Source organism: Cystobacter fuscus, assembly GCF_002305875.1.
GTDB classification, from domain to species: Bacteria; Myxococcota; Myxococcia; order Myxococcales; family Myxococcaceae; genus Cystobacter; species Cystobacter fuscus_A.
Genome location: NZ_CP022098.1, coordinates 11081103 through 11104933 on the forward strand (window position 1 = coordinate 11081103; position 23831 = coordinate 11104933).

General features: G+C 67.9%; 22 protein-coding genes and 2 pseudogenes. 12 read left to right on the top strand and 12 right to left on the bottom strand.

All coding sequences use genetic code 11. The features are described from left to right. Nucleotides 1-433: 433 nt before the first annotated feature. The 8 genes and pseudogenes from CYFUS_RS44875 to CYFUS_RS44910 all read left to right on the top strand — a co-directional run. Nucleotides 434-1162 (top strand): annotated as a pseudogene (locus CYFUS_RS44875) (hypothetical protein); the annotation flags it as partial. Nucleotides 1163-1180: 18 nt separating this feature from the next. Continuing rightward, nucleotides 1181-2701, top strand: coding sequence for a DUF2380 domain-containing protein (locus CYFUS_RS44880; RefSeq protein WP_095990814.1), 1521 nt, complete (start codon nt 1181-1183; stop codon nt 2699-2701). After that, on the top strand, nt 2698-3168 hold the full coding sequence (locus CYFUS_RS44885; protein ID WP_095990815.1) for an NUDIX hydrolase: 471 nt from the start codon (nt 2698-2700) through the stop codon (nt 3166-3168). The genes CYFUS_RS44880 and CYFUS_RS44885 overlap by 4 nt, the downstream gene beginning before the upstream one ends. Before the next feature lie 21 nt (nt 3169-3189). Continuing rightward, nucleotides 3190-3660: an NUDIX hydrolase gene (locus CYFUS_RS44890; RefSeq protein ID WP_095992601.1), complete on the top strand. Its 471-nt coding sequence runs from the start codon at nt 3190-3192 to the stop codon at nt 3658-3660. Nucleotides 3661-3682: 22 nt separating this feature from the next. Then, nucleotides 3683-4153 (top strand): NUDIX hydrolase, encoded by a 471-nt coding sequence (locus CYFUS_RS44895; RefSeq protein ID WP_095990816.1) that lies wholly within the window; start codon nt 3683-3685, stop codon nt 4151-4153. Between the two features lie 223 nt (nt 4154-4376). Beyond that, nucleotides 4377-4577 (top strand): annotated as a pseudogene (locus CYFUS_RS44900) (hypothetical protein); the annotation flags it as partial. After that, nucleotides 4567-6885 (top strand): hypothetical protein, encoded by a 2319-nt coding sequence (locus CYFUS_RS44905; RefSeq protein ID WP_232537173.1) that lies wholly within the window; start codon nt 4567-4569, stop codon nt 6883-6885. The pseudogene CYFUS_RS44900 and the gene CYFUS_RS44905, both read left to right, overlap by 11 nt. After that, entirely contained in the window at nt 6882-8222 is a 1341-nt protein-coding gene (locus CYFUS_RS44910; RefSeq protein ID WP_095990817.1) for a hypothetical protein, read from the top strand. Before CYFUS_RS44905 ends, CYFUS_RS44910 begins: the two co-directional genes overlap by 4 nt. 135 nt (nt 8223-8357) lie before the next feature. Here the strand turns inward: CYFUS_RS44910 and CYFUS_RS44915 are convergent, their stop codons facing one another. From CYFUS_RS44915 to CYFUS_RS44950, 8 genes are all read right to left on the bottom strand, one after another. After that, nucleotides 8358-8981, bottom strand: a complete 624-nt coding sequence (locus tag CYFUS_RS44915; protein WP_157759011.1) for a DUF4328 domain-containing protein — start codon at nt 8979-8981, stop codon at nt 8358-8360. Between the two features lie 415 nt (nt 8982-9396). Beyond that, nucleotides 9397-10335, bottom strand: coding sequence for a DUF2381 family protein (locus tag CYFUS_RS44920; RefSeq protein ID WP_095990819.1), 939 nt, complete (start codon nt 10333-10335; stop codon nt 9397-9399). 111 nt (nt 10336-10446) lie between these two features. After that, nucleotides 10447-10983, bottom strand: a complete 537-nt coding sequence (locus CYFUS_RS44925) for a hypothetical protein (protein ID WP_157759012.1) — start codon at nt 10981-10983, stop codon at nt 10447-10449. Nucleotides 10984-11068: 85 nt separating this feature from the next. Continuing rightward, nucleotides 11069-12649, bottom strand: coding sequence for a serine/threonine protein kinase (locus CYFUS_RS44930; protein ID WP_198316356.1), 1581 nt, complete (start codon nt 12647-12649; stop codon nt 11069-11071). Nucleotides 12650-12841: 192 nt separating this feature from the next. Further along, nucleotides 12842-13216, bottom strand: coding sequence for a helix-turn-helix domain-containing protein (locus CYFUS_RS44935; RefSeq protein ID WP_095990822.1), 375 nt, complete (start codon nt 13214-13216; stop codon nt 12842-12844). Nucleotides 13217-13225: 9 nt separating this feature from the next. Then, nucleotides 13226-13498, bottom strand: a complete 273-nt coding sequence (locus CYFUS_RS44940) for a hypothetical protein (RefSeq protein ID WP_095990823.1) — start codon at nt 13496-13498, stop codon at nt 13226-13228. Then, nucleotides 13495-13938 carry a helix-turn-helix domain-containing protein gene (locus tag CYFUS_RS44945; protein ID WP_095990824.1) on the bottom strand — a complete coding sequence of 148 codons (444 nt, stop codon included), beginning with the start codon at nt 13936-13938 and terminating at the stop codon, nt 13495-13497. Before CYFUS_RS44945 ends, CYFUS_RS44940 begins: the two co-directional genes overlap by 4 nt. Before the next feature lie 8 nt (nt 13939-13946). Continuing rightward, nucleotides 13947-15032, bottom strand: a complete 1086-nt coding sequence (locus CYFUS_RS44950; protein WP_157759014.1) for a protein kinase domain-containing protein — start codon at nt 15030-15032, stop codon at nt 13947-13949. A gap of 1273 nt (nt 15033-16305) precedes the next feature. On the opposite strand from CYFUS_RS44950, the gene CYFUS_RS44955 reads away from it, so the two are divergent. After that, the gene (locus CYFUS_RS44955; protein ID WP_157759015.1) at nt 16306-16776 is read left to right on the top strand and encodes a hypothetical protein; all 471 of its coding nucleotides are present in this window, start codon (nt 16306-16308) and stop codon (nt 16774-16776) included. On the opposite strand, the gene mug is transcribed toward CYFUS_RS44955, so the two are convergent. From mug to CYFUS_RS44970, 3 genes are all read right to left on the bottom strand, one after another. Beyond that, nucleotides 16773-17276 (bottom strand): G/U mismatch-specific DNA glycosylase, encoded by a 504-nt coding sequence (gene mug, locus CYFUS_RS44960; protein ID WP_095990827.1) that lies wholly within the window; start codon nt 17274-17276, stop codon nt 16773-16775. The two genes, CYFUS_RS44955 and mug, sit on opposite strands and share 4 nt — an antisense overlap. Before the next feature lie 101 nt (nt 17277-17377). After that, nucleotides 17378-18898, bottom strand: coding sequence for a pyridoxal-dependent decarboxylase (locus tag CYFUS_RS44965; RefSeq protein ID WP_095990828.1), 1521 nt, complete (start codon nt 18896-18898; stop codon nt 17378-17380). A gap of 71 nt (nt 18899-18969) precedes the next feature. Further along, nucleotides 18970-19980, bottom strand: a complete 1011-nt coding sequence (locus tag CYFUS_RS44970) for a polysaccharide lyase (RefSeq protein WP_095990829.1) — start codon at nt 19978-19980, stop codon at nt 18970-18972. A 235-nt stretch (nt 19981-20215) separates the two neighbouring features. Here CYFUS_RS44970 and CYFUS_RS44975 point away from each other — a divergent pair, with 235 nt between their 5' ends. Continuing rightward, complete coding sequence (locus CYFUS_RS44975) at nt 20216-21136, top strand: methyltransferase (RefSeq protein WP_232537174.1); 921 nt, start codon at nt 20216-20218, stop codon at nt 21134-21136. Here CYFUS_RS44975 and CYFUS_RS44980 read toward each other — a convergent pair. Continuing rightward, entirely contained in the window at nt 21079-21561 is a 483-nt protein-coding gene (locus CYFUS_RS44980) for a hypothetical protein (RefSeq protein ID WP_095990831.1), read from the bottom strand. The two genes, CYFUS_RS44975 and CYFUS_RS44980, sit on opposite strands and share 58 nt — an antisense overlap. A 65-nt stretch (nt 21562-21626) precedes the next feature. On the opposite strand from CYFUS_RS44980, the gene CYFUS_RS44985 reads away from it, so the two are divergent. Beyond that, on the top strand, nt 21627-22568 hold the full coding sequence (locus CYFUS_RS44985) for an iron-containing redox enzyme family protein (protein WP_095990832.1): 942 nt from the start codon (nt 21627-21629) through the stop codon (nt 22566-22568). A 233-nt stretch (nt 22569-22801) separates the two neighbouring features. Next, nucleotides 22802-23827, top strand: coding sequence for an arginine N-succinyltransferase (locus CYFUS_RS44990; protein WP_095990833.1), 1026 nt, complete (start codon nt 22802-22804; stop codon nt 23825-23827). Nucleotides 23828-23831: the final 4 nt, after the last annotated feature.

Sequence of the window (23831 nt, forward strand, 5' to 3'; positions counted from 1 at the left end):
CTCTCCGGCGGCCCTCCCGAAGAGCACGGTGAGCGCATGCACGCAAGAGCCCGCACGTACCACTTTCGGTCGATACAGCCTTCCGAGACTCGACGCGTAGGGTTCCTACACGCCCAACCGCTCTCACGGGAGAACTCCCATGCGTCTCGCCTCCCTCCTCCTTACCGCTCTTCTCGCCAGCGCCTGTGGCCCTGGTGAACCCTCCGACCGCCCCCCGACAAACACTGTCGTCTCTCTTCGAGGGGACCAGGCTCCGGCGGGAACGCGGGCTCCGCAGCTCCATTGCGTTGCCCAGGTGGCCTGAGTGGTCGGCCTCACCAGTCCCAGGAATCAGGTCGCCTCCACCTGCCTTTTCGCGACTGTCCGGAGTTGTCGGAGGTGCCCGCTACAGTGGGAGCCCTCCATGGGAGGCGCTGATGACGGCCACGCTGCCAGGCAGCGCGGGCGCTACACGCTGGCGCTCTCCGCCGTGCATGACTGGGGCATGGCCGGAGGGCGTGCGCCCCCGGTCACGCTGGCGCACCTGGACGGGACGATGGTGGTGGTGGTGCGCTCGGGTTTTGAAGCGCACGTGCTGGCGGGCTGGGGCGGACGTCCGGGCCACGGCGGCGCGTGGGGTGCGGTGGTGGGAGCAGGCGCGGATGCGGTGACGCCCACCCTCGACATGACGCTGCGGCTGGAGGTGCGGCGGCAGCACGGGGGCTTCCGCCAGGGGTACTTCGGCCCGGACTACGAATTGGCTCGCTTGCGGGCCGCGGGCCCCGAGGGCGTGCCGCTCGCCGAGGCGCTCTTCCCGGACGGCTTCTCCCTCTACGGTGAGGCAGTGGTGGGCTGGGACTCCGTGCGCTACGGCGGACTGCAGAAGCACTTGCAGCTTTCGCTCGCCGCCGAGGCCTTCACCTGGGGCCGCTTCGACGTGGACGGGCGCGTGGCGGTGCAGCTCTTCGGCCGCGCCCTCGAGGTGGCCGCGAAGGGCCTGGCGGTGGGCCTTGGGCAGCCGGGGGCACGCTACCTGGGCGCGGCCGAGGTGCGCTGGCGTTTCCAAGGGGGAGGCCTGTACGTGCTGGGCACGGGTGGCACGTTGCTGTTTCCGGAAGGCGAAGGCGCGCTGCGCCCGGGCGCCTTCGCTTCCATGGGCCTGGGGGTGGACAATGCGCGCTGAGCTGCCAGGGGCAAGGGAATGGGGCTGTTGCTCGCCCTGGCCCTGCTGTCCAGCGCCTGTGCCTCGCTGAGGCCACCGCCCGGCCTGGGGATGAGCCTGCACTACACGCCGCATGAGGCCACGAGGCCCGCGGTGGCCGGAGGGCCTGACGAGGGGTCTCCGCTCGCCCTCGCCGCCCTGCCCCTCTCCCCTCCAGAGCCCGAGGCACCGGAGCGGCTGCACCGGCGCCGCGACTCGCGGGAGGCCGTGACGGCGGCGGGCCCTGGCAGGGTTGAGGAGAATGCGTGGCTGAGCGCCCTCGCGGCCCACGTGGCATTTCTCGGTGCAGTGGACGAGGTGTCCACCTCCTCGCGCCGCCTTTCCAGCGAGTTCTCCAGGCGCAGGGCCAGCAGCCACCTGGGCGTCGCCAGCGTGGGCAACAGCATCTTCGTCCGCTACGTCGACTCCGGCGAACGTCAGCTGCGGTGGATTGACGCCGAGCTCGCCGCCACCACCCGGCTGGCCACTGCCGCCTCGGAGATGGAGGACCCGGACATGCAGCTCGCCCTGCTGCGCCTGGCCGGCCCACGCCTGGAGGCCGCCATGATGGGCTCCATTCTCCTGTCCGGATGGGTTGATTTCCTCAACCTCAGCGACGTCGCGCTCTCCCGGCACCTCTATGGCGTGGAGACGCTGTTCGTGAAGATGGACTCCATCCAGAAGATGCTCGAGCCCACCATGACGGCACTCTCCTCGTTGGAGCCGGAGCAGGTGGAGGCAGCGGCGCAAAACGTCCCTGCCCTGGTGGGCCACCTCACCAGCGAGTTCGCCGCACTCCGTGAGGCCATGCGCAAGGGGGCGGAAGTCCTCCAGAAGGCGCTGGCACTGAAGGATGCCATGGAGGCACTCACCACGCTGTCGGGGCTGAGGTACTCCCTGCCCCGGCTGCTGCCGCGAGCCGGTCCCGCCACGATTGGCGTGGGACTCATGGTGGGCTCCAACGGCGTGATGATGGGCACGCGGATTGTCGTCTCCGCCGAGTGGGTGGAGATGATGCGCCAGTTGGTGCGGGCGGGTGTCCTCTCCGTGCCCGCCGTCAGCGCCGCCGTGCGGATTCAGGCCGGCCAGGTGCTGATGGCCGAGGCGCACGGCGAGTTACCCAGGGGCGTGCGCGAGGCGCTGGGCGACAGCCCCGAGGTGCGGGGCATGCGCGTGACGGGCAAAGCGGGGGCCGGCATGGCCGAGCCCCCTCGGCACCACGTCATGCCCAAGGAGTTCCGGCAGTGGTTCGAGAAGCGCGGCTTCACCGGCGAGATGGACATCGACCAGTTCTGCGTCAGGCTGGAGCAGGCGCACCACGAGGCCATTCACGGTGGTGGAAACTGGAAGCTGGGCCGCACGTGGGCCGGCGAGTGGAACCGGCTGATCATGGAGGCGCTGTACGAAGCTGAGACCAGGGCTGGTCGGATGTTGACGCGGAATGCCATCCTGAACATCGTCGCGAAGCGTATGAAGGACTACTACATTTCAATGAACTTCGTCCGGTGGAGAGGACCATGAGCGGCGGACGTGCGTGGCAGGGCAACGTGAAAGCGCGCCTGTATGAGCGGGTCCGCGAGCGAGGTTACGACTCGCTCACCGCCTTCGCTGAGGCGCGCCCCACCGTCCCTTTACACTTGCTGGCTGAGGAATTAGGCAGGGACGACGTTGCCGGGGTTCAGGTCTTGAGTGGGCTGCTCGCCGAGGCGGAGAGGCGTAAGCAGGTCACGCGGTTTGTACGCGACGTTTTCACGCGCCTGTGGTCCGAGAGCGTTCCCGACGGTTGGCCGACAGTGATGGACGACGACAACCGTTTCAAAGTTGCTGAGGCACTCGGTTCGTGGATTGCCTACACCCCAGAAACCCATAAGAACCGCGCCAGGAAGGTCAGCGATGCGCTTCTCGCTACGCCACCGCCGCCCGGCTGGGTCCCTCGCGGGCCAGACGACGAGCTGCTGCTCACGCTCCTACCCGACGAGGAAGTCTGAAGTTCCCTCTTGGAGATCGGGATGACTGACGGACGCTCCTGGGACGGCAACTGGAAGGTGCGCCTGTACGAGCGGGTCCGCGAGCGAGGCTACGACTCGCTCACCGCCTTCGCCGAGGCGCGCCCCACTGTCTCGCTGGTGGCGCTGGCCGAGGAGCTTGGCCCGGACGACATCGCGGGAGTGCAGGTGTTCAGCGGGTTGCTTGCCGAGGCGGAGCGAAGCCGCCGGATCACGCGCCTCATGCGCGGCCTGCTCGTGCGAGAACTGTGGTCGTGTCTCCCAAACGGTTGGCCAGCCGTGCTCGACGATGCAAACCGCTTCAAGGTCGCGAAGGCACTCGGCGTGTGGGAAGCCTTAACCCCAGAAACTCATGAGCAGCGCGTCGACAAGGCCGGCGATGCACTCCTCGCCACGCCACCGCCTTCCGGATGGCTCCCGCGTGGACCTGACGACGAACTACTGATCACGCTCCTGCCCGACGAGGAAGTCTGAGCTTCACCTCCTGGAGGGGACCATGAGCGGCGGACGTGCGTGGCAGGGCAACGTGAAAGCGCGCCTGTATGAGCGGGTCCGCGAGCGAGGTTACGACTCGCTCACCGCCTTCGCCGAGGCGCGCCCCACCTCTTCGCTGGTGGAGCTGGCGGACGAGCTTGGTACTGATGACATCGCGGCAGTGCAGGTGTTCAGCGGGTTGGTGGCCGAGGCGGAGCGAAGCCGCAAAGTCACACGTTTGGTACGCGGGCAACTCGTGCGCGAACTCGCTGAGGCACTCCCCAACGGCTGGCCGGCCGTAATGGACGACGAAGCCCGCCTGGAAGTTGCTATGGCGCTCGGCTCCTGGTTTGGCTTCACTCCAGTGACTCATCAGGAGCGCGTCGATCGGGTCAGCAATGCGCTCCTCGCCACGCCACCACCGCCCGGCTGGCGCCCGCTCGGCCCCGACGACGAGCTGCTACTCACGCTCCTGCCTGACAAGGAAGTCTGAGCTTTCCCCTGCCCAACGAGACAAGGCACGGGCGAGCCCTGCAGTCCCGACAGGCGACCTCTACTAAGGAAACATCACGTTGCCGAAGGTGACGATACTCTGGCGCTCCTCATCCCACTGAGTGACTTTTCAAGTTTGCATGTCCGGAGCTGCCCTGCCTGTCCTGATTTTTCTGCTCGCCTGCTAGAGTAGGAGCCCTCTGCCTGGGGGTTTCATGACGTTCACAGTGGCCCTGAGTGGGCTGGCGCTGGGGCTGGGCCAACCGGGGGCACGCCACCTGTACTCGGGCCAGGTGCGCTGGCGCTTCGGCCACAAGCTGTACGCGTTGGCCGAGGGCGGTACCCTGCTGTACCCGAATGCGGACGGGGCATTGCGCCCGGGTGCCTACGCCTCCCTGGGACTAGGAGTGGACAATGCGCGCTGAGGCCCGAGCGAACAGGTGGGCCGCGCTGCTGGTGGCCGTGCTGCTCTCCACCGGCTGCGTCACGCTGGCACCACGACAGGGTGGCAGCACCGCCGAGGGCCCGCGCTCCCTCTCCACGTGGCGAGAGACGGGGGCCGGTATGCCCCCGCTCGAGGCGCCCGCCCCTCTTGCTCTCCCAGAGGCGAGCGAGCACGCATTCTCTGGCAATCCAGGCGGACAGGAGAGGCTGCACCGCCGCCGCAGCGCCCGCGGACTGGGCCCGGACGCTGCCCTGGCCAACTCGGGCGAGGCGCCCGTGTACGAGGTGGCCAGCGCGGCCGCCCCCGAGGAGCCGCCCTCGTGCGGAGGGCAGGCCGTGCCCCCGGGCTGGCCCGACTTCTCCTCCAGCCGAGAGGCGCTGCTGGCTCCCTTCCTCAGCTGCACCTCGCCCGGGGAAGTCCTCGCCCTCCAGGAGCGGGTGGACATGCCCCGGCTGCTGGAGGTGCTGGACGACTGGAGCGCCGTGCGACTCGGCGCCCTGGGCCCACCGCGCGAGGACATTGCCCGCCAGCTCAACGAGAAGCGCAAGTCCCTCCTCGTGAAGGCCCCCGCGGCCTATGGGCGCCTCAACGCGCAGGTGCTCGCCGTCTACAGCGTCGACTCCGCCTATGACGATGACCTGAGGGAGATTCTGTTCCTGCTGGCCCAGGACAAGCGGCTGGCGGAAACCCTCGCGCTGCTGCCCGCGTTCCAGGTGGCATTGGAGAAGCGGGGTCTGAAACCCACGGCCCGCGTGGACCGGGACTCCGAGCTCGGAGACCTGGGCCGGGGCCTGGTGCGAGCTGGGAAGGACGTGCTCTCCAGCTCACTCATGGCCGGGGGCGGACGGGACTTCGCCTTCCTTCCCATACGACTCCAACTGCCGCCGGAATACCAGGAGGCACTCGCCACGGCCGAGCAGGAGTTAATGCGCAACGCCGCGGCGGACAGCATGGCGGTGAGTGCTTTTGACGAGCTCACCTTTGGTGTGCCGCTGGGCGCCTACCACTCTGTCGCCACCACCCTCCATGGCGGGAAGCTGCTTTGGAAGGGAGAGCTCGAGGAGGGCACGCGCGAGGTGGCTCCGGCACTGGTGCTGGGCCTCATCGCGGGTGGCAAGGGTCTGCGCAACCTCTCCAAGGGAGAAGGCGCCGCGGGTATGCGCTTGCGCATCGTTTCCGGGGTGGAGGTCGCGCAAGCGCGCCTGCGGGCCCTGACAGAGACGGCACGGCAGTTCAAAGGGGCGATGAGCCTGGAGGGCCTGCGGGAGTTGGTGCGGGAGGTGCGAGCGAGCCGGGAGGCAGGCCGCTTCGTCGCCGTGGGCGGGGCCGACGCCGCGTTGGCGCTGCATGAGGCAGGGGGAGATGTGGCCAGGGCTCGGCCGCTCATGTCCAGGGCGAAGCCTGGGGCTACGGGCTCCCAGCCCCTGAAGGCTGGCGCGGAGAACGGTGCCGGGGAGGCCGCACGCCCCTCCGCGACGAAGGCCGGTGCCGAGGGGCGCCTGGGCACACTGGCCTCGCTCGTGGACGAGGGAGTCGGCCACACGCCGGCAGTGGTGGAGGCGAAGCTCGCGGCCGTGGAGCTCGAGGCCACGGGCCCGCGTCTTCCCAGGGACATGGGCGTGCTGGAGAAGCACCGCCCCTCCCTCGCCGCCCCGCCGTCCGAGGCCCGGGGCAACCCGCGCTGGCGCGAGTACGTCGACTACTACGAGAAGCGCCAGCGGGAGGTGGAGAAGGGCACGGCCACCGAGGGCCCCCTCAGGTGGGAGCCCTACGAGCGGATGCGCGCGTGGTTTGCCCGGGGGATGGCCTTCGAGGCCGACATGGTGAAGCTGCTGCGAGAGGACGCGACGAGGCCTCGGTTACAGCGCCGCTTCCTCGGAGATTTCGACAAGCCCCGTGTTGAAGTGCAGGTGGGCGTGAGGAAGCCGGGCCCCGGCCTGCGCTACGCGGATGTGCTCGTCATCGAAGAGGGCGAACTCGGCGGACGGCCACGGCGCGTGGAGACGTTCAGCTTCAAGAGTAGGGATCTTTCTCGGTTGGACCCAGATGCGTTGACAGCGCAGGTGATTGAGGACGCGAGGGAAGCTCTGCAAAAGTACGGAGAGCGGCTGGACATCCGCCGTGAGTCTCTCCATTCGCTGTTCCCGGACGGCAGGAAGGTGCAGGTTTCGAGAGTTCGCCTCATCTATGAGGGCGGTGAACTCAAGCCCATGAAAATAGATGACCTGGATTCAGTCGTGACTGCGGCCGAGCAGGCAGTTCCGGGAGTGGAGGTACTGTTTCAATGAAGGTGATGGAAGGTTACGACGCGAGCGAGGATGACAGCCTTCGCTTGGATTTCAAAGGCTCCTTCGACTCGCAGGCAGCACGGCAGAGCGAGCTTGAGGTCTTTCTTCAGGTGCTTGAGGCACACGCCGGTGAGTGGATGCCGGATGTCGTCAAAGGCAAGCGGCAACGCGAGTACACTCGCGATGCCGTCTTGAGGGCGCTAGAAGAGCGGGGCAGCCAAAGATACACGCATTGTGGGCTCTATCATGCACGATGGCCCGCGGTGGACATGCTGCTCGGTCTCTACCTGCCGCCCCTTCTGCCCATGCTGGATGTCGTGGTCAAGGTCAAGGCACTCTCCTTCTTCGCGAAAGAGGAGCGCTGTCTCCACATCGTAGAGATGGTGCGCGCCTGGGCTTGCCGCTATCCAGTCACACATGCTCGGGCTCACAGCGCCGATGACGCGGAGTTGGCGGGCTCTCCCCGCTTCGGACGCGACGAGAAGACTTCGCGGCAGAACGGTTTCGACAAGGTTTACGAGGTGTTCTGGCTCAACGTCTTCGGCCCCAAGTTGGTGGAGACCGTGGGCCGCGAGCGCATGCTGTCCACGCCGGCCCACCGCGTGGAGGAACTCCCCAACGGCTCCATCCTCCTGGTGACCTGGCCCACGGTTGCGGACTTCGCCAGCAAGGAAGCCCGGCTCGCCCAGGCCCGCGCCCACGCCCACCTTCGGCCGGACCTCGACTTCGACACCGTGCTACGCACCTTGCATGAGCGCAGTGCCAGGCTCACCCCCGTGGAGCCTCGCTTCCACCCAGACATGGCCACACTCCTCTCGCGTGTGGTGGACCGCGCCGCCAGCCACGAGCGCCAGCAGCGGATTGCCGAGCTCAACGCCTGGCAACCTGCCGAGCCCGAGGAGTGGCGCCCCGCCAACTCTGCCCTCCCCCCGGACGTGGAGAACGTCGAGCGTGCGCTCCAGCAGTACAGTCTCTACGCCGAGCACCTCGTGGCACTGCTGCACTCGCAGGTGCCCTCCGTCTTCAAGGCAACCCCCGAGTCGCTCACGGACGCCGACTTCTACTTCTGGCGGGAGGAATTCCCGAAGCGCCGCCTGCGGGAAGTCATTGACGAGCACGCGGTCCCCGCCATTGGCGCATACCTGGGCGAAGTGCTGGTGCGCAACCTCGGCGGCAGGTGGATTCCGCGCCAGAAACTCGAGGAGGCACAGGTGCTGGTGGGCAACCGCGTCTGGTTGCCCTTCCTTCGGGCTCGGCGCTACATGGCCTCGCGACAGGCGCTACTCGACCATTCGCTCACCCAGCTCTACCGCGCGGCCGAGCGGCACCAAAGTTGACATACACCCGAAGTGGTGCGGCGCTGCGCTGCCACCGGTCTTACAGAACTCTGGAGTGCTGACGGTTCGAGAGACGCAGACTCAGGAACCGCATGCGTCTAGTTCCACCTCTGGCGCTCGAAATGCAAGGGGCGTTCAAAAGCAATTCCGGCGAGATTCGAGCCGCATTTGCACCTCGCGGAGTATCCGGAGAGTGAGGAATACAGCAATGAGGGCGCACGTCCAGAAACCAATCTCGACTAGGAGCTTTGTGGTTACGAGCAGCGAGACCAAGACAGGGCGCATTAGAGATTGGAGAACGCCGTACAGGATCCGCGAGAGGAGCAATGCCCCCCACCAAACGCGCAGTTTCAGCGCGGCGACCAACCCGCGGCCCCCCAATTCCTCAACAATTCTCCGCACAATCATAAGCGGCTTGATGAGATTCACAAAGGGTACGAACCAGCAAACCACGGCCCATGTTGGCGTTGCCCCCACGTTGGCACCCCACACATTCATCTGCCGGACGACGGCGTGCACCCACATCAAACAGGCAACAGCCGTGAGCGACAAGAGCACATAAAACGCACCTGCCACAAACCACACGGTCGGCACGTAAATGTCCACATATCTGGAGTCTGGGCGACTAGGCAGAACCACATCCCACAGGATGACCCCCCAGACATTGACGATCAGTTTGAACATCCCCAATGCCGCCAAGATACGCAGGGACAACACAGCACGCTTGGCGCGATTTTTCGAGGAAGGGCTTGCCTCCATGTAGTGGAGGAGGCACTCCTGGCAGCGCCCACCACTGCTTACGCAATGAGCACAGAAGTAGCTCCCACAGCGCTCGCACGCTTTCACTTCGAGCGTTTCGGGGTGAGCAGGACACAAAGGCCGAAGCTCGGGTGAAGCGTTGGAGACACTTGTCATGATAGTGGATTCGAGCATTCAGAATGCAGGACCAATTGGCGTGTAGATGGCTCGGCAACGTCACTGGTAGATCTAGGATACCGACGTTTGCGGTAAGCCCGCAACCTCGGAATCCTCTGGACCAACATCGCCTGGCGGATAGCGAAGACGAGATTCAAGCTTGGGCTAGCGCCGATTCCATGGTGCTTCTGTATGACCAATTTGTACTCGGTGCGACAGACCACATCGGCGTGAGCCAAGACAGGTGTGGTTGCGGTCTCTACGGGAACGTCACGTTGCCGAGAGTGACCGTGCGCTGTCGCTCCGCATCCCAGAGGATGAGCGTGTACGTGCCCTGGGCCTCCTTCTCCGTGGCCAGTACCTCCACCACGACGCGGCCCCGCTTGAGCTCCTCTCCTGGGGTGGCAGGAAGAACGGGCTCGGGCGGCCAGAGTGGGAGCGGCTTCAACACCTCGCCCTTGGCGCTACGCAGCACCGCACCCGCCGCCGTCCAAGGCATCGTGCCCAGATTCGTGAGGTACACCTCCACCGCGACCCGCTCCTTGGCGCGGTAACTCGTCACGGTGCGATGGATAAGAGCGTTGCCCTCTTTCTCCTTCACGTCCCACGTCAGGTCCTTGACGGCAACACCCCTGTCGCCATCCACCAGGCCGGAGGCGAGGGCGCCTCTTAATCCGTCCGGCACGCTACGTTCAGAACGAAGTTGCTGTACCTCTGCCCGAAGCTGCTGAACCTCATCCTGGGCTTCATCCGCCATCTGCTGGAAGTAGGCCACCGAGCGTGCCTGACGCAGCACCTTCACCTCCTGCATGCCGAGGCCGGGATGCACGAGGAGCACGAGGGTGGTGCATGGCGGTGCGGCATCGTCCGCAAAGCACACCGTCACGTCGGTCCGTCTTCCAGCAACCAGGTTGTCGCGGGGAACCAGCGTGACGGTCTGCTGTCCCACTGCCCAGTCCAGGAACCAGCCCCGGTCCTCGAGCTTCAGGGACTCCCGCTGGAGGGGCGCGTCAAAGCGGAAGTTGATGGTCAAGCCCGAGCCGATGCACACCACGGGAGACTTGGCGGAGGGGAAGGCGGATAACTCGATGCGCGGGCTCTGTGACTCACACTCATCCACGGCCGTAGCCGCGGACACGTCGGCAGGAGTGGACGCGAGCGCCAGCGCCAGGAGGCCGACAGGAGAGGCGGGGAGCACGGACGGTCAACCTCCAGGAGGGCGCGGGGACTCGCCCTGGGAGCAGGGGCCTCTACCACACATCCCTGCTCGAAGTGCCCGGCCCGCGGCCCGCCAAGCCCACGTACTTCTCTATTCGAAGCGGTCCACCGCATGGACGTCCGCCGTGGAGCCGATCACAGGCGAGCTGGGCCCGCTGTCACGCATATACCCGGTGCCCCGTGTCCCTCGGTAATAAAGCTCGAAGCAGACGGGCCAGGTCTCCCCACGATAACGAGCCTGCGTGAAGCGCCCGTAGACGCGGCTTTCCCCAAAAATGAGGCGGCCGGAAAGTACAGTGCCCGCCTTCAACTTCCCCAGGTCGTCCTCCAGCGCGAACGTGGTGGACTCCTGCACGGAAACGGGCTTGGCACTTCCGACGACGGGGAAGGTGCCACCGGCCTTGTCGTCAATGTCGATGTCCAGCTCCTTCATGGTGGCCAGAGCCTTGGAGAAGCACGCCTCGGGCTCGGGCGTGGGGCGCACGGGCGCCCCGGTGCAGGCGCCGAAGACGGCGCAGCAGGCCGCGCCGACGCACTTCTCCATGAAACGGGCGCGCATGGCCTTGCGCTGCGACTGAGGAGCGGGCGTCTCTTCGGGCCTCGAGCGGGAGTCTTCCTTGCGAAGCATGGTGGCGAATCCGGGCGCGGGGGTGGGGGGCAGGTAGAAGGCCGCGCCCACCCCAGCTTCAGGCCACTCCTTGAAACTCGCCACTTCACGGACGGCACAGGCCTGGGCAGTAGGGCTCTGCCGCAGAGACTCGACAAGTGGTGAAGCCGAAGCCACCGACCGCGCCGTGGAAGGCGAGCCGGGCGCCGGGCGCGTATGCACCCCCCACACGCTGGCGCTCGCCAGGGCCAGCGCACCCACCACCAAGAGGAGCGCGGCGAGAGGGAGGGACGCCATCGCCGGGGTGCGCACCGGAAGCATGCCGAGGCTCGTGGAGAAGACGCGCGCGAGTGCCCGCCGGAGGGGGCCACGCGCCTTCCGCGGAGGCGCGGGTTGCGTGGGGGGGCAGGGCCTGCCGTGGAGCTGGTGCCGCCCGGGCCACAGCCGCTGGCGGTGCAGACGGAAGGGCGGACTCGGGCACCGGCGGCGGCAGGCCTTCCCAGGCGTGTTGCGGCGCCACTTCGGCCAACACCGCCACGAGGGCCTCGGCGGGCGAGGCCGCGGCCTGCGCCACCTTCGCGGGGGCCGCAGGCTCGGCCACCTTCGCCGGTAGGGGGGCGAAGACGGCCGGGGTGCCGTCGCTCTCGAGCACAGGTTGCAGCTTCTGAGCGGCCTTGCGCCCACGCCGAGGGCGGTCCGCCTTCCACACGAGGCCCGCCTGCTCCTCCCCTGCCGGGGGCCCCATGCCGGGCACCTTCACCGTGGGCGTCGCGTCCGGCGCGTCCGGGTCCATCAGCGGCACGTCCCAGCGCTCGTCCTTCTGCGCCGCGACGAGGGCGGCGTCCAATGCGCCGCAGAGCGCCACGTAGTCGGGAAAGCGCGCCGCCCTCCCCTTCTCCAACATGCGCATGCACATGACGCCGAGTGCCGGGGGCACGCGCGGGTTGCGCTCGTGAGGCGCGGGCGGCGTCTGGGTGAGAATCCTGTCGTAGAGGCCCCCTTCAGCGCGGTGGCCAAAGGGCAGCACGTCGGTGAGGAGCCAGTAGAGGGTGACGCCGAGGGCCCACAGCTCGTCGCCCACGTCGGGCCTATAGCCCACCTTGCCCTTGGAGGTGTCCTGCTCATGGCGGACGAATTCGGGCGTGCGGTACTCGTCCGTCCCCGGCAGGTAGCGCTCGCCGGTAATGGTGGGCTCGCCCGCCAGGTAGCCAATGCCGAAGTCCACGAGGACAGGCCGCCCGTCCGAGTCCCGAATGAGGATGTTCTCCCGCTTCAAGTCCCGGTGCAGCACTCCCTGCTTGAAAATGTCCGCGAGCGCGAGCGCCACCTCGAGGAGAATGCGCACCACCTGGCGCGCCGTGGGGTTCTCCTCCAGCGCCCATTGCTCGAGCGTCCGGCCCACGACGAGGTCCATGATGAAGCACAGGTAACCATGGTCCGGGTCCGGCCACCTGTCACACGCCCGGAAGCGGACGACGTTCTCGTGCACCACGTACCGGAGGATGGTGATTTCCCGCTGGCCCCAGCTCTCCAACTCGCGGGCGCGGATGACTTTCATGGCGAAGTAACGGCCCGCGCGCTCCACCTTGTAGACGAAGCCGAAGCCACCGTCGCCCAGCTTCTCCTCCACACGGTAGTTCCCCACCATGTCACCGTACTCAGGGGGCTTGAAGGGCGGGGCTTGCATGGGAGTGGGGCGTCCTCCTGACTCGGAAAGCCAGCACGGCATGGGAGGCGCCATGCCGCCGCAGGAGGCCGCGGACGTGCGGCGTCTCCCCTCTTGGACTTGTCGCCGGAGCCAGGGGTAGCACACACCGGAACCCCTCCAGAACGGGTGCGGCTCGTGCCCCTGGCCCCGGCTCCAACTCGTGAGGCGCGGCTACTCGTCGGGCGGGCCCTCCAGCACCTTCGCCACGCGCATCAACCGCTTCACCTCGCCGGGGCTCCACCCGCGCAGCATGCGCACGAGCTGCCGCAACTCCTGAGAGAGGCTGCCCTCGGGGGTTGGTGCCGCCAGGGAGGGCGCCACGTCGGCCCGGCTCAACTCCAGCAGCACGTCCGCGGAGATGCCGAGGGCAACGGCCAGCTTCCGCAGCGTGGGGACGGACGGCATCATGCCGCCACGCTCAATCCGGCCATAGACGTTGGGAGCGAGGCAGGCCTGCTTCGCCACCTGGGCCTGGGTGAGCCGCAGCCGCTCGCGTGCCACGCGGCACACGCCGCCGAGGGACTTCTGGAGTTCTTGAGGTTCCATGGGCCGCCTCTATGAATCTTCCGTGCCCTGCGGCTCACCTGGGTCCCGTGTTTCAGGGGTGGGAAGCATGCAGTCGGCCAGGTTGGCGAGCGCGAGCACCTGTTGCCGCGGCAAGCGCTGCAACAACGGACGGAGCCTGGAGACAGCGGGCCGCGCGTGGGCAGGTGCTGGCTCCGACACAAGCCAGGGCAGCGGTGTCGAGGAGGTAAACCCCAGCAGCGCGTTGGCATCCAGCTCGAGGACTGCACACAGCCGCATGAGCGAGAGCAAGCTGGGCGTCATGTACCCCCGCTCGATGCGGCCGTAGACAGCCGTGGCGAGGCCCATGCAGCTTGCCACCTGGGCCTGGGCACCATGGCCTGGGCGGCATTGCCGAGCACGGTGAGCTGTTTGGGCGTCAACAGGCGCGCCGTGCGGAGGAGCCGTCGGAGGGCTGGTGGCTCACTCGAAGCCGGAGGGGATTCCACGAGCCAGGCGGGGGGCTTCTCGGTGGAAAAGCCCAGCAGGGTGTTGGCGTCCACCCGCAGCACGCGGCACAACCGCAGCAGCGAAGGAAGGCTTGGAAGCATGAGGCCGCGCTCCAGGCGCCCATACACTTCCGTCGCGAGCTCGGCCCGCTCGGCCAGCTCTTCCTGAGTCAACCCGGCGCGCAAGCGCGCTTCGCGTGCAGCCGTCCCCACTTGGGTGGCAAGCGGCGCCTTCTTCTTGTTGGCGTGGGCCACGGTGCGCCTCAGTGGACTCCGCCGGGCTCGTCGGACTTGAGGTCCGGGGGCTCGGGAAGGACGCCTTGCTCCACGTCCGGGTGGGCCGCCAGCTTGCGCAGATCAGAAACCACCTTCCGCAGGGGCCCGGGCAGCTCCTTGGCCGCGCACTCCACCTCGTCCGGGCCGAAGTGCAGCACGCGGTTGGCGAGCGTCTCCAGCGGCAGCAGCGTGGAGCGCTCGGCGCGCACCTCGGATGGGAAGCGCTCCTCGAGGTCCTCCCACAGCTTGTCGGGAGGGTCCAACGGGTAGCGGGAGAGCAGCATCTCCAGCAGCACCAGGCCGAGAGAGAAGATGTCGGCCCGGCCATCCAACTTCCGGGGCGTGAGTGGGTCTCTCTGGCGAGCCTCCGGCTTGACGAAGCCGAGGAGGATTTCCGGGGCGATGTAGGCCGGGTCTCCCCGGAGCAGCCCCCGCCGGGTGGGAATGCGGCCGAGCAACTCCGAGTAGGCGGCACCGAAGTTGGTGAGCTTGACGCGGCCATTGTCCCCCAAGCGGATGCGCATGGGCCCCACGGCGCGGTGGACGAGCTTGAGGGGGTGGCCTTCGTCGTCCTCGCAGCGGTGCGCGTAGTCGAGCGCGTCCGCCACCTCCGCGGCGACGTACGCCGCGAAATCGGGACTCAGCCTGCGCCCCACCAACCAGGCCGCGTCCATGAGGGTGAGGAGGAAGCAGCCACGCAGGTGCTCCATGACGATGTAGGGCAGCTCGTCGTGCACCACATACCCGTACACGGTGGCGATGTTGGGGTGGCGCAAGGCCTTGGAGAGGCTCACCTCCTCCAAGGCTCGGTGTCGGGCCTCACGCCCATGCTCCATGACGATGGGCTTGAGGACGACGAGTTTCACCGAGCCGCCTTGGAGCGGCTCTCTCGTGGCGAGCAGGAGGGTGTCGTAGTCGGGGTGGACGACGAGGGGGCGCACCGCCTCGTAGCGGAAGTCGCCCACCTGGAAGGGCTTGTGCGGCTTGAGTCCGCCGGCCGTCAGGCCGCAGCACCACGAGGGGCTGGAACTCCTGGACGCGGCGGCTGAGCTCCGACCGAGGGACGGCCTCATTCTTGAGCGCCACATCGAGCAGCAGGACGTCCGCCACCAGTGACGGGGCGTATTCCGAGGCCTTGGGCGGGAAGAGGTGGAAGTGCAGCCGGAGCTGCGTGGCGTTCTCCGGGGACAAGTCCCGGCCCGTGGGCAGCAACTCCGTGGGCAGCCCAGCCTTCACCAACAGGGCACCGAACTCGTCCAAGTCCGCGAGCGCATCTCGCGTGGAGGCATACGCCGGGGGCTTCGTGTTGCTGGCACACGCCAGGAGGCACAACACAAGGAAGAGAGCGGGCGGAACTCATGGACAGACGGATCCCCTTCCGGTGCGAATGAAATTCGCTCGGCACGATGGCACCTCCAGAGCACCAATGACTTTGGTTTGGCTGACGACCAAACAGGTAGCACAGCCCAACGAAAGTGGGAAGCCCCGTCCGACCAAAAAAGTCACACAACCGGGCCTACCAGTCAGAGCGTCAGAGACCTGTTTTTACGAGAGACGCGCCAGCCTCGGCGGTTTGGAATTGATAAGTAAGGACGGGGTGCTGAACCCAACAAGTTGGGATCTTCGGTACGTCGATTGGGCAGGGCCGAGGACTGGGGTTCAAGGGAGTGCGGAGCCGAGCGATGGCCATGGGACTCAAGTCCCCGCGAGAGTTCGAGGCACGAATGAGACAGGGGCACGACCTGGGGTGCCAGAAAGCCACGGCTGTGCCTGACAGAGCGCCTGGGCTCCGCTGCCCTGCTGGCCGGGTTGCAGTCGAATCTGTCGGCGCTCCAGGGCTCGGTCCCCAGCCGCCTGCATCTACCGCGAGGGGCTACGCCGCTACTGGCAATGGCGAAGTGAACTCCATGCCCCGCGGCACAGCAGTCTCATCGCCCTGAATGCCTTGGGATTGCGGAAGCCATGGGCGCGGCGGATGAGGTTCGCCAGCCTCGCGAAGGGGCGAGCCTGGCGTGGCATCCAACGCCTCCACCAACCGGGGCATGTCCACCCTGCTGCAACGCCACGAACTCGCCGGATACCCCCGTGGAACACCCCACTGGGGACACGAGCACCGCCAGGACCAGAAGCATCGGGACGACGATGGGTGTCGAGACAGAGCTTCTCGCGGGGATGAACAAACGGGTTTTCGTCGGCATGACAGGAGCCTCTCCGGCGGCCCCCCCGAAGAGCACGGTGAGCGCATGCACGCAAGAGCCCGCACGTACCACTTTCGGTCGATACAGCCTTCCGAGACTCGACGCGTAGGGTTCCTACACGCCCAACCGCTCTCACGGGAGAACTCCCATGCGTCTCGCCTCCCTCCTCCTTACCGCTCTTCTCGCCAGCGCCTGTGGCCCTGGTGAACCCTCCGACCGCCCCCCGACAAACACTGTCGTCTCTCTTCAAGAGAGCCCATCCAAGGCCGCCGCCGCCCTCACATTGACGCGGACCTACGACTGTCTCCTGTTCGTCCACACTGGCATGACGAGCTTCAGCATCCAGCACCTCGTGAACGTCATGTCGGACGGAAGCGTGATCTCCACTTGTCACCTGGATGGTGCGCTCCAGGGAAGTGGCTCCAGCGTGTTCCAAGGCGATCATCCCGAGGCCGAAAAAGGTCAATGCGTCGTCCATGCGTCCGCCAATGGGACCGCCACTGGCGAGAGCTGGACGCTGAACCTCTATCCCCACCTTCTGTCCAGCGAGGGCACCTACCATAAACAGAACAGCGCGCAGGATGGACTCAGGTACCGGCTGGCCTGCAACGTGCGTTAGCCGCCCGCCGCCACCGCCAGACGCAGCTCGCGGAACATCCGCGCCAGGTCCGCGGGGCGGTAGTGCGCGTTGAGTCCGCTCGGATTGGGAAGCACCCAGACGCGGGTGCCCGCCAGCAGCTCCGATTGCAATCCCAGCAGGGCCTTCGGCTTGCCGAACGCCGTGCGCCACGCGCCAATGCCCAGCACCGCCAGGTAGCGCGGTTGGTAGCGCCGCACCTTGGCCTCCAGCTTCCGACCGCCCTCGGCGTAGTCCCGCGCCGTCAGCGAGTCCGCCGCGACCGACGCCTCCTCCACCACGTTGGTGATGCCGTAGCCACGCACGAGCAACTCCCCCTGCTCGTGGGGGGAGAGCAACCGGTCCGTGAAGCCCGAGGCGTACAGCGCCGGCCAGAAGCGGTTGCCCGGCCTCGCGAAGTGGTGGCGCACGACGGCCGAGTACACGCTCGGGTTGATGCCGCAGAAGAGGACCTTCAGGCCGGGAGCGATGACGTCCTGCATCTTCGCTCCCACCGCGGCCAGCAGCTCCTCCCTCGTGGGTCTGTGAGTCGACTTCAGGCGTTCCTCCCGGTGACTCGACCTCTACCGTCGGGCGCGCCCCGCTATTCCCCACTCCCCGCGAGCGCCACGAGCCGCTCCCAGACCGCGCGCACATGCCGCTCCTCGGTGCGCACCGCGCCGATGGCCAGGCGCAACACATAGCGCGCCGGCGCCCCGTCCACGCCGGGCAGCACCGTATGGGAAAGGAACGCCTGGCCGCTCGCGTTGAGCCGCTCCAGCAGCAGGCGGTTGCGCGTGTCCGTGTCCCCCGGCACCTCGCCCGGCCGGGGCTTGAGCCGGAAGCACACCAGGGCGAGCGAGCGGGGCACGGCCAGCTCGAAGCGCGCGTCCTCCTCGACCCACGCGGCGAAGCGCTCCGCCAGCCGGATGTGCTCGCGCAGGTACGTGCGCAGCCCCCGGGCCCCATAGTGGCGCAGCACGAACCACAGCTTCAGCGCGCGGAAGCGGCGGCCGAGCGGCACCTGCCAGTCCCGGTAGTCGATGACCGCGCCGCTCGCGCTGGCCGCGTTGCGCAGGTACTCGGGCGTCACGCTCAGCGCGTCGACCAGGGCCTTGCGATCCCTCGTGTAGAAGGCGTTGCAGTCGAAGTTGGTGAGCAGCCACTTGTGCGGGTTGAAGGCAAAGGAGTCCGCCACGTCCAGCCCGTCACGCAGGGCCGCGTACTCGGGGCACACCAGCGCCGAGCCCGCCCACGCCGCGTCCACGTGCAGCCACCCGCCCGAGGCGCGCACCCCGGTGCGCTCCCACACCTCGCCCACGGCGCGCACCGGATCCATCGCTCCGGAGGACGTCGTCCCCAGGGACGCGCACACGAAGAGGGGCTGGCGGCCCGCGGCCAGATCCTCGCGCACCGCCTTCTCCAGCAGGTCCGGGCGCAGGGCGTAGCCGGCATCCGTGTCGATCTGCCGCACGTGCACGCTGTCCTGCGCTCCGTTCGCCACGCCCGCGAGCATGGCCGCCTTGAGCACGGAGGAGTGCGTCTGGGTGGAGGTATAGGCCACCCACTCCGCCTCGCGGCCGAGCGCGCGCCGCGCCCGCTCGCGCGCCGCCACCAACGCCACGAGCGCGGCCTCGCTGGCGGTGCCCTGGATGACACTTCCCCCCGTGCCCGAGCTCGAGAGGAAGGTGGCGGGCAGGCCGAGCAGCTCGCCCAGCCAGTCCAGCACACGCGTCTCCAGCTCGGTGGCGGCGGGGCTGGTGGACCAGAGCATGCCCTGCACGCCCAGGCCCGCGGACAGCAGCTCGCCGAGCACCGCGGGCCCCGAGGCATTGGACGGGAAGTAGGCGAAGAAAGAAGGGGACTGCCAGTGGGTGAGGCCCGGCAGCACCACGTCCTCCAGGTCGCGGAAGATGGCCTCCCAGCCCTCGGCGCCCTCGAGGCCCTCCTCGGGCGCATGCGCGGGCAGCTTCGCCGCCACCTCGCCCGGCGCCACCGCCGCGCGCACGGGGAAGGACTCCAGCCGCGCCCAGTAGTCGGCGATCCAATCCACCATCCGGTGACCCAGTCGCCGGAACTCCTCCGGGCTCAGGTGGGGCACCGCCTTCTCACGCGCATCGCTCATCTCGACTTCCTCCTCGGGGGGTGCCTCTTACGACAGCCCCACGAGGATGGGTAGCGAGCGCGAAGGCGCGTCTACCAGCGCCGCCACCGCCGCAGCAGTCCCGCGAGCCCCCACAGCGCCAGGACTCCGAGCGCCCCGCCGGTGCTCGAGCACCCGACGGCGTGGGCCTGCTCCCCCGGCGGCGGAAGCACGGTTCCCGTTCCCGGCGTGGGCGACGAGGAGTCCACCGGTGTCTCACCCGCTGGAGGCGTCTCCGTCCCGGGCCCGGATCCGGGCGTGCTCGCGTCCACCGGCCCCGGAGTCCCCGCGTCCGTCGGTGCCGGAGTGCCCGCGTCCACGGGAGCCGGCGTGCCCGCGTCCACCGGCGTGGGCGGGGGTGCTGGAGGGGGCATCACGTCCGCCAGTTGCGTCGCCTGCGTGTAGCCATCGTGGTAGACGACGCCCACGGGCTTCACGGTGTCGCTGCGGTAGAGGCCCAGCTTCAGGTAGACGCCATCGCCCTCGTACAGCGTGGCGTACTTGTACTTGGACAACACACGCTGGCCATTGAGCCACAGCTCCACGAAGCCCACGGACGCGCTCGAGGACCACTTCACGTGGAAGACGAAGTCGTGCCACACGCCGCGCACGAGCTTCGTCTTCCAGGGCGTGACGCTGTCGGAGAGCGTGAGCCGCATCTCCTCGCCCTTGACGAAGAACTCCACCGGCGGCGAGCCACAGCACCCCGAGTGGTGCCACTGGGTGAAGACCTGCCACGCGTCCACGCTCGGGTAGTCCGTGGGGAACATCACCTGCCAGCGGTAGTAGTACTCCGAGCCCTCCTTCTCCTGCCCCATGTAGACGAGCTCGTTGCGATTGCCGCTCGAGTCGATGGGATCATCGCCCTGACGCACCGTGGCCTTGAGGGCGTAGCGGCCCTGGAAGGCGGGCGACTGCACGATCTGCAACCGGTCCGCGCTCACCCGTTGCGCGCGGGTGTACTGGGTGATGCCTCCCGTCTCGAAGTCTCCCCTCCAGACGACACCCGCCCATGACAGGCCCGGCATCAACACGGCGAACAGCGCAAGCGGGAGTCTTCTCAAAGGGCCTCCTCGGAAACGTCTGGCATCCAACGGGGGGGCCCCAAGCTTTCATGTTCGGGTTTTATTTCAAGCGGCTGTCATTTCTATGGCCTCGACCGTAGGGCAGACAGGCATTGGAGCGCCTGTCGCCGGCGCTGTCGTCCGCCGACATGGACGCTGCAAAAGTGTGCTCTGGAGGATGCCGGGAAACCGGCCCTTGCTTGACGGGGTGCTCCCCCGGCCAAAGGGTACGGAGGTGAATTCCCAGGACGAGGCCCTCATCGAGCTCGGACGCGCGCTGCGCTCCGCCGGCTACCACTTCATCACCGTGACGCCCGAGACCCACCGACGCGTCAATGCCCGCCACTCCTCGGAGACGGCGCGCTCGCTGCGCGATGTGTTTGGCTGGAATCGCCCCTTCGCCGCGCAGGTGCTGCCCTCCCCCATGCTGGCGCTGTTGGACCGCGCGCGGATGGTGGAGAAACAACCCGATGGGCGGCTGCGCAGCCTCGTGCGCTACTCCAGCCTGGGCCCGGGGCTCTACCTCCACGAGGCCTATCCGACCACGAACAAGGACGCCGTCTTCTTCGGTCCGGACACCTACCGCTTCGCCTCCCTGCTCGCGCGCGTGCCGGGCCACTTCCGGCGCGCGGTGGACGTGGGCTGTGGCTCGGGGGCTGGCGGCCTGTCCATCGCCCACCGGGTGGACACGCTCGTGCTCGCCGACGTGAACGAGCGGGCGCTGCGCTTCTCGCGCATCAACGCCGCGCTCAACGGGGTGTCCCACGTGGAGGTGCTCACGAGCGATGCGCTGGGCGGCGTGCCGGGCGAGGTGGATCTCGTCATCGCCAACCCGCCCTACCTGGTGGACGAGGGCGCGCGCACGTACCGCGATGGTGGCGGCCCCCACGGCGTGGACCTGTCCGTGCGCTTCACCCAGGAGGCCCTGCGCCGCCTGTCGCCCCGCGGCACGCTCGTGCTCTACAGCGGCGCGCCCGTGGTGGACGGCGAGGACCAGTTGCACTCGGCACTCGCTCCAGTGCTCGCCGAGGCCCGGGCCCACTTCCAGTACGAGGAGTTGGATCCGGATGTCTTCGGCGAGGAGCTGGAACAGCGGCCCTACGCGAACGTGGAGCGCATCGCCGTGGTGTCGCTGGTGGCCACGCGCCCGGCGTGATGCACCTGTGAGACGAGGCACGCGGCGCTGCCGCCCAAGACCTCGAAGCCCAGGGTGTCCAGCACACGGGCCCGGGCCCGCTGCTCCTGCTGGCGCTCGCCGTGGACGGGCGAGGCGAGCAACGCCCGCATCCGCCCACGCTGGGAGTGCAGCACGGCGTTGTCCTTGGCGAACACGGAGTCATACGCGCCATGAACGAAGGGCAGGGAGATCAACTCGGCGCCCGCCTCGAGGAGGGCGCGGCGGTAGGCCTGATGCTGGGCGCGCGCGTGACGCCAGTTGACGGCACCAATCCTCATATGCGGGTTGATGCTCCAAGCCACTTGATAGGCACAGTCCACCGTCTGGATGGCGCACTGATTCCTCTCACAACGAATCTCGCTGATCGCGAACGTCAGCGATGACTGGCTTGTGACCGCGAGCATCCCCACCTTCTCCCTTGTATGCGCCTCGGCATCACGCCGAGGCACCAGTCAGGAGGGTGTGCACCATGGCGGGGTTTGGAGAGAGCGGGAGCTCGGAGAAAGTGCAACTCGGTGCGCTCCTCGGTGAAGGGGCGAGCGAGCAAGAGCAGAACGCGCTCCACCGGGTGCTCCTTCAATTCAACAGAGCACGGCTGCGACCAACGCTTCCCCATGAGGATTGGCGCGAGGAGGTGACGCGCGAGACACGGCTGCGCCTGTTGGAGGGAGAGTTCGTCGAGCGCGAGCGCGCGCTCGTGGCCGAGCGGGCCGCCGAGGCGCCCGAGGAGCCCGAGGCCTTCGTGGCCTGGTTCGAGGAGCTGAAGCAGACGGGTCCGGGACAGGGAGACCCGCTCTTCGCGTGGCTCGCCACGGAGGCGCCGCTGGAGCCCTTCCATTGGTTCCTCACCCAGGAGTTCGCGGGCGAGGCGGGCTTCGATGACCTGGTGGCGCTGACCCAGGTGAAGCTGCCCACGCAGGCCAAGCTGGAGCTGGCGCGCAACTACTGGGACGAGATGGGCCGGGGCCGAGAGGACGCGATGCATGGGCCCATGCTGTCGCAGCTCGCCACGGCGCTGCACCTGCGCCCCACGGACGAGGGCACGGTGTGGGAGGCGCACGCGCTGGCCAACCTCCTCGTCGCGCTCGCCGCCAACCGCCGCTACACCTACCAGTCGGTGGGCGCGCTGGGCGCGGTGGAGCTGACGGCGCCGGGACGCTCGGCGTGCGTCAACGCGGGCCTGCAACGGCTCGGCTTCAAGATGCCGGTGCGGCGCTACTACGCCGTGCATGCCACGCTGGACGTGAAGCACTCCGAGGCCTGGAATCGCGAGGTGCTCAAGCCCCTGGTGGCGGCGGATCCCCGCGTGGCGCGGCCCATCGCGGAAGGAGCGCTGATGCGCCTCAACGCGGGCGCCCGGTGCTTCGAGCGCTACCGCCACGAGCTGGGGCTGAAGCTGTCCCGGGCCTGAGACACGGCACCGGCCCGAGAAGTGTCCACGCGCTGCTCGCGGATCTGCACCAAGCCATCTCCTGGGCTCATGCCCGGGGACGTTGAAACGTGTCAGGCAGCCGGGCGAGCATGAAAGCCAACGCAACGCGTCGCATCCGGAAGGACGGGAGCGGCTGACGGTTCCCCCTGGTGGTGTAAGGTGATTTCTCGCAGCGCCCTCTCCCAAGGGGGGAAAGAGGCGCGGGTGCCCCCATGCTCGTCTTGCGCGATGTCCAGAAGACCGACCTGCCCGGCCTGAAGCGGCTCGCCGCGGTGCTCAACACCGTCAACCTGCCCAACAACGAGGAGACGCTCGAGGCCATCATCGACAAGTCCGTGAAGAGCTTCTCGGACAAGGTGAAGGATCCCTTCGAGCGCGAGTACCTCTTCGTGCTGGAGGACGTGCGCAACGAGCTGATCATCGGCACGTCGATGGTCATCGCGCAGCACGGCACCTACGAGGCCCCGCACATCTACTACGACGTGTCCGAGCGCGAGCACTACTCGGCCAGCATCGGCCGGCACTTCCGGCACAAGGTGCTCTCCATCGGCTACAACTACGAGGGCCCCACGGAGATTGGCGGCCTCGTGGTGGATCCGCCCTACCGCGCCACGCCGGACAAGCCCGGCAAGCAGCTGTCCTACGTGCGCTTCCTCTTCATGGCCATGCACAAGCGGCTGTTCCGCCCGCGGGTGCTCGCCGAGCTGCTGCCCCCGCTGATGCCCGACGGGCGCAGCCTGCTCTGGGAGGCGTGTGGCAAGAAGTTCACCGGGCTCGATTACCAGGAGGCGGACCGGCTCAGCCGGCAGAACAAGGAGTTCATCAAGGAGCTCTTCCCCTCCTCGGACATCTACGCCTCGCTCTTCCCCGAGCGCGTGCAGAAGGTGCTCGGCGAGGTGGGGCCCAACACCCAGGGCGTGCAGCGGATGCTCGAGCGCGTCGGCTTCCGCTACGTGGAGCGCATCGATCCGTTCGATGGCGGCCCGCACTTCGAGGCCAACCTCGCGGACATCACCCTCGTGCGCCGCTACCGCTCGGTGAAGCTGGCCGCGGAGGACTTCGACCTGGAGGGCGATGACGTGCTCGTCGGCTACGAGCGCGACTCGGGGCGCAACCGCTTCCGCGCGGTGCGCACCATGGCCCGGCTGGACGACAAGACGGCCTACCTGCCCGCGCGCGCCAAGCAGTTGCTGGACGCGCCCGTGGGTGCCCGGCTCTCCATCATCCCCTTCGACTGAGCCG

Excerpts from the sequence above, each read along its gene's own strand:
- CYFUS_RS44880 (WP_095990814.1), top strand. The coding sequence starts at position 1,181 with ATGGGGCTGTTGCTCGCCCTGGCCCTGCTGTCCAGCGCCTGTGCCTCG.
- CYFUS_RS44885 (WP_095990815.1), top strand. The coding sequence starts at position 2,698 with ATGAGCGGCGGACGTGCGTGGCAGGGCAACGTGAAAGCGCGCCTGTAT.
- CYFUS_RS44890 (WP_095992601.1), top strand. The coding sequence starts at position 3,190 with ATGACTGACGGACGCTCCTGGGACGGCAACTGGAAGGTGCGCCTGTAC.
- CYFUS_RS44895 (WP_095990816.1), top strand. The coding sequence starts at position 3,683 with ATGAGCGGCGGACGTGCGTGGCAGGGCAACGTGAAAGCGCGCCTGTAT.
- CYFUS_RS44905 (WP_232537173.1), top strand. The coding sequence starts at position 4,567 with ATGCGCGCTGAGGCCCGAGCGAACAGGTGGGCCGCGCTGCTGGTGGCC.
- CYFUS_RS44910 (WP_095990817.1), top strand. The coding sequence starts at position 6,882 with ATGAAGGTGATGGAAGGTTACGACGCGAGCGAGGATGACAGCCTTCGC.
- CYFUS_RS44915 (WP_157759011.1), bottom strand. The coding sequence starts at position 8,981 with ATGGAGGCAAGCCCTTCCTCGAAAAATCGCGCCAAGCGTGCTGTGTTG.
- CYFUS_RS44925 (WP_157759012.1), bottom strand. The coding sequence starts at position 10,983 with ATGCTTCGCAAGGAAGACTCCCGCTCGAGGCCCGAAGAGACGCCCGCT.
- CYFUS_RS44930 (WP_198316356.1), bottom strand. The coding sequence starts at position 12,649 with ATGCAAGCCCCGCCCTTCAAGCCCCCTGAGTACGGTGACATGGTGGGG.
- CYFUS_RS44935 (WP_095990822.1), bottom strand. The coding sequence starts at position 13,216 with ATGGAACCTCAAGAACTCCAGAAGTCCCTCGGCGGCGTGTGCCGCGTG.
- CYFUS_RS44940 (WP_095990823.1), bottom strand. The coding sequence starts at position 13,498 with ATGACGCCCAGCTTGCTCTCGCTCATGCGGCTGTGTGCAGTCCTCGAG.
- CYFUS_RS44950 (WP_157759014.1), bottom strand. The coding sequence starts at position 15,032 with ATGAGGCCGTCCCTCGGTCGGAGCTCAGCCGCCGCGTCCAGGAGTTCC.
- CYFUS_RS44955 (WP_157759015.1), top strand. The coding sequence starts at position 16,306 with ATGCGTCTCGCCTCCCTCCTCCTTACCGCTCTTCTCGCCAGCGCCTGT.
- mug (WP_095990827.1), bottom strand. The coding sequence starts at position 17,276 with ATGCAGGACGTCATCGCTCCCGGCCTGAAGGTCCTCTTCTGCGGCATC.
- CYFUS_RS44965 (WP_095990828.1), bottom strand. The coding sequence starts at position 18,898 with ATGAGCGATGCGCGTGAGAAGGCGGTGCCCCACCTGAGCCCGGAGGAG.
- CYFUS_RS44980 (WP_095990831.1), bottom strand. The coding sequence starts at position 21,561 with ATGCTCGCGGTCACAAGCCAGTCATCGCTGACGTTCGCGATCAGCGAG.
- CYFUS_RS44985 (WP_095990832.1), top strand. The coding sequence starts at position 21,627 with ATGGCGGGGTTTGGAGAGAGCGGGAGCTCGGAGAAAGTGCAACTCGGT.
- CYFUS_RS44990 (WP_095990833.1), top strand. The coding sequence starts at position 22,802 with ATGCTCGTCTTGCGCGATGTCCAGAAGACCGACCTGCCCGGCCTGAAG.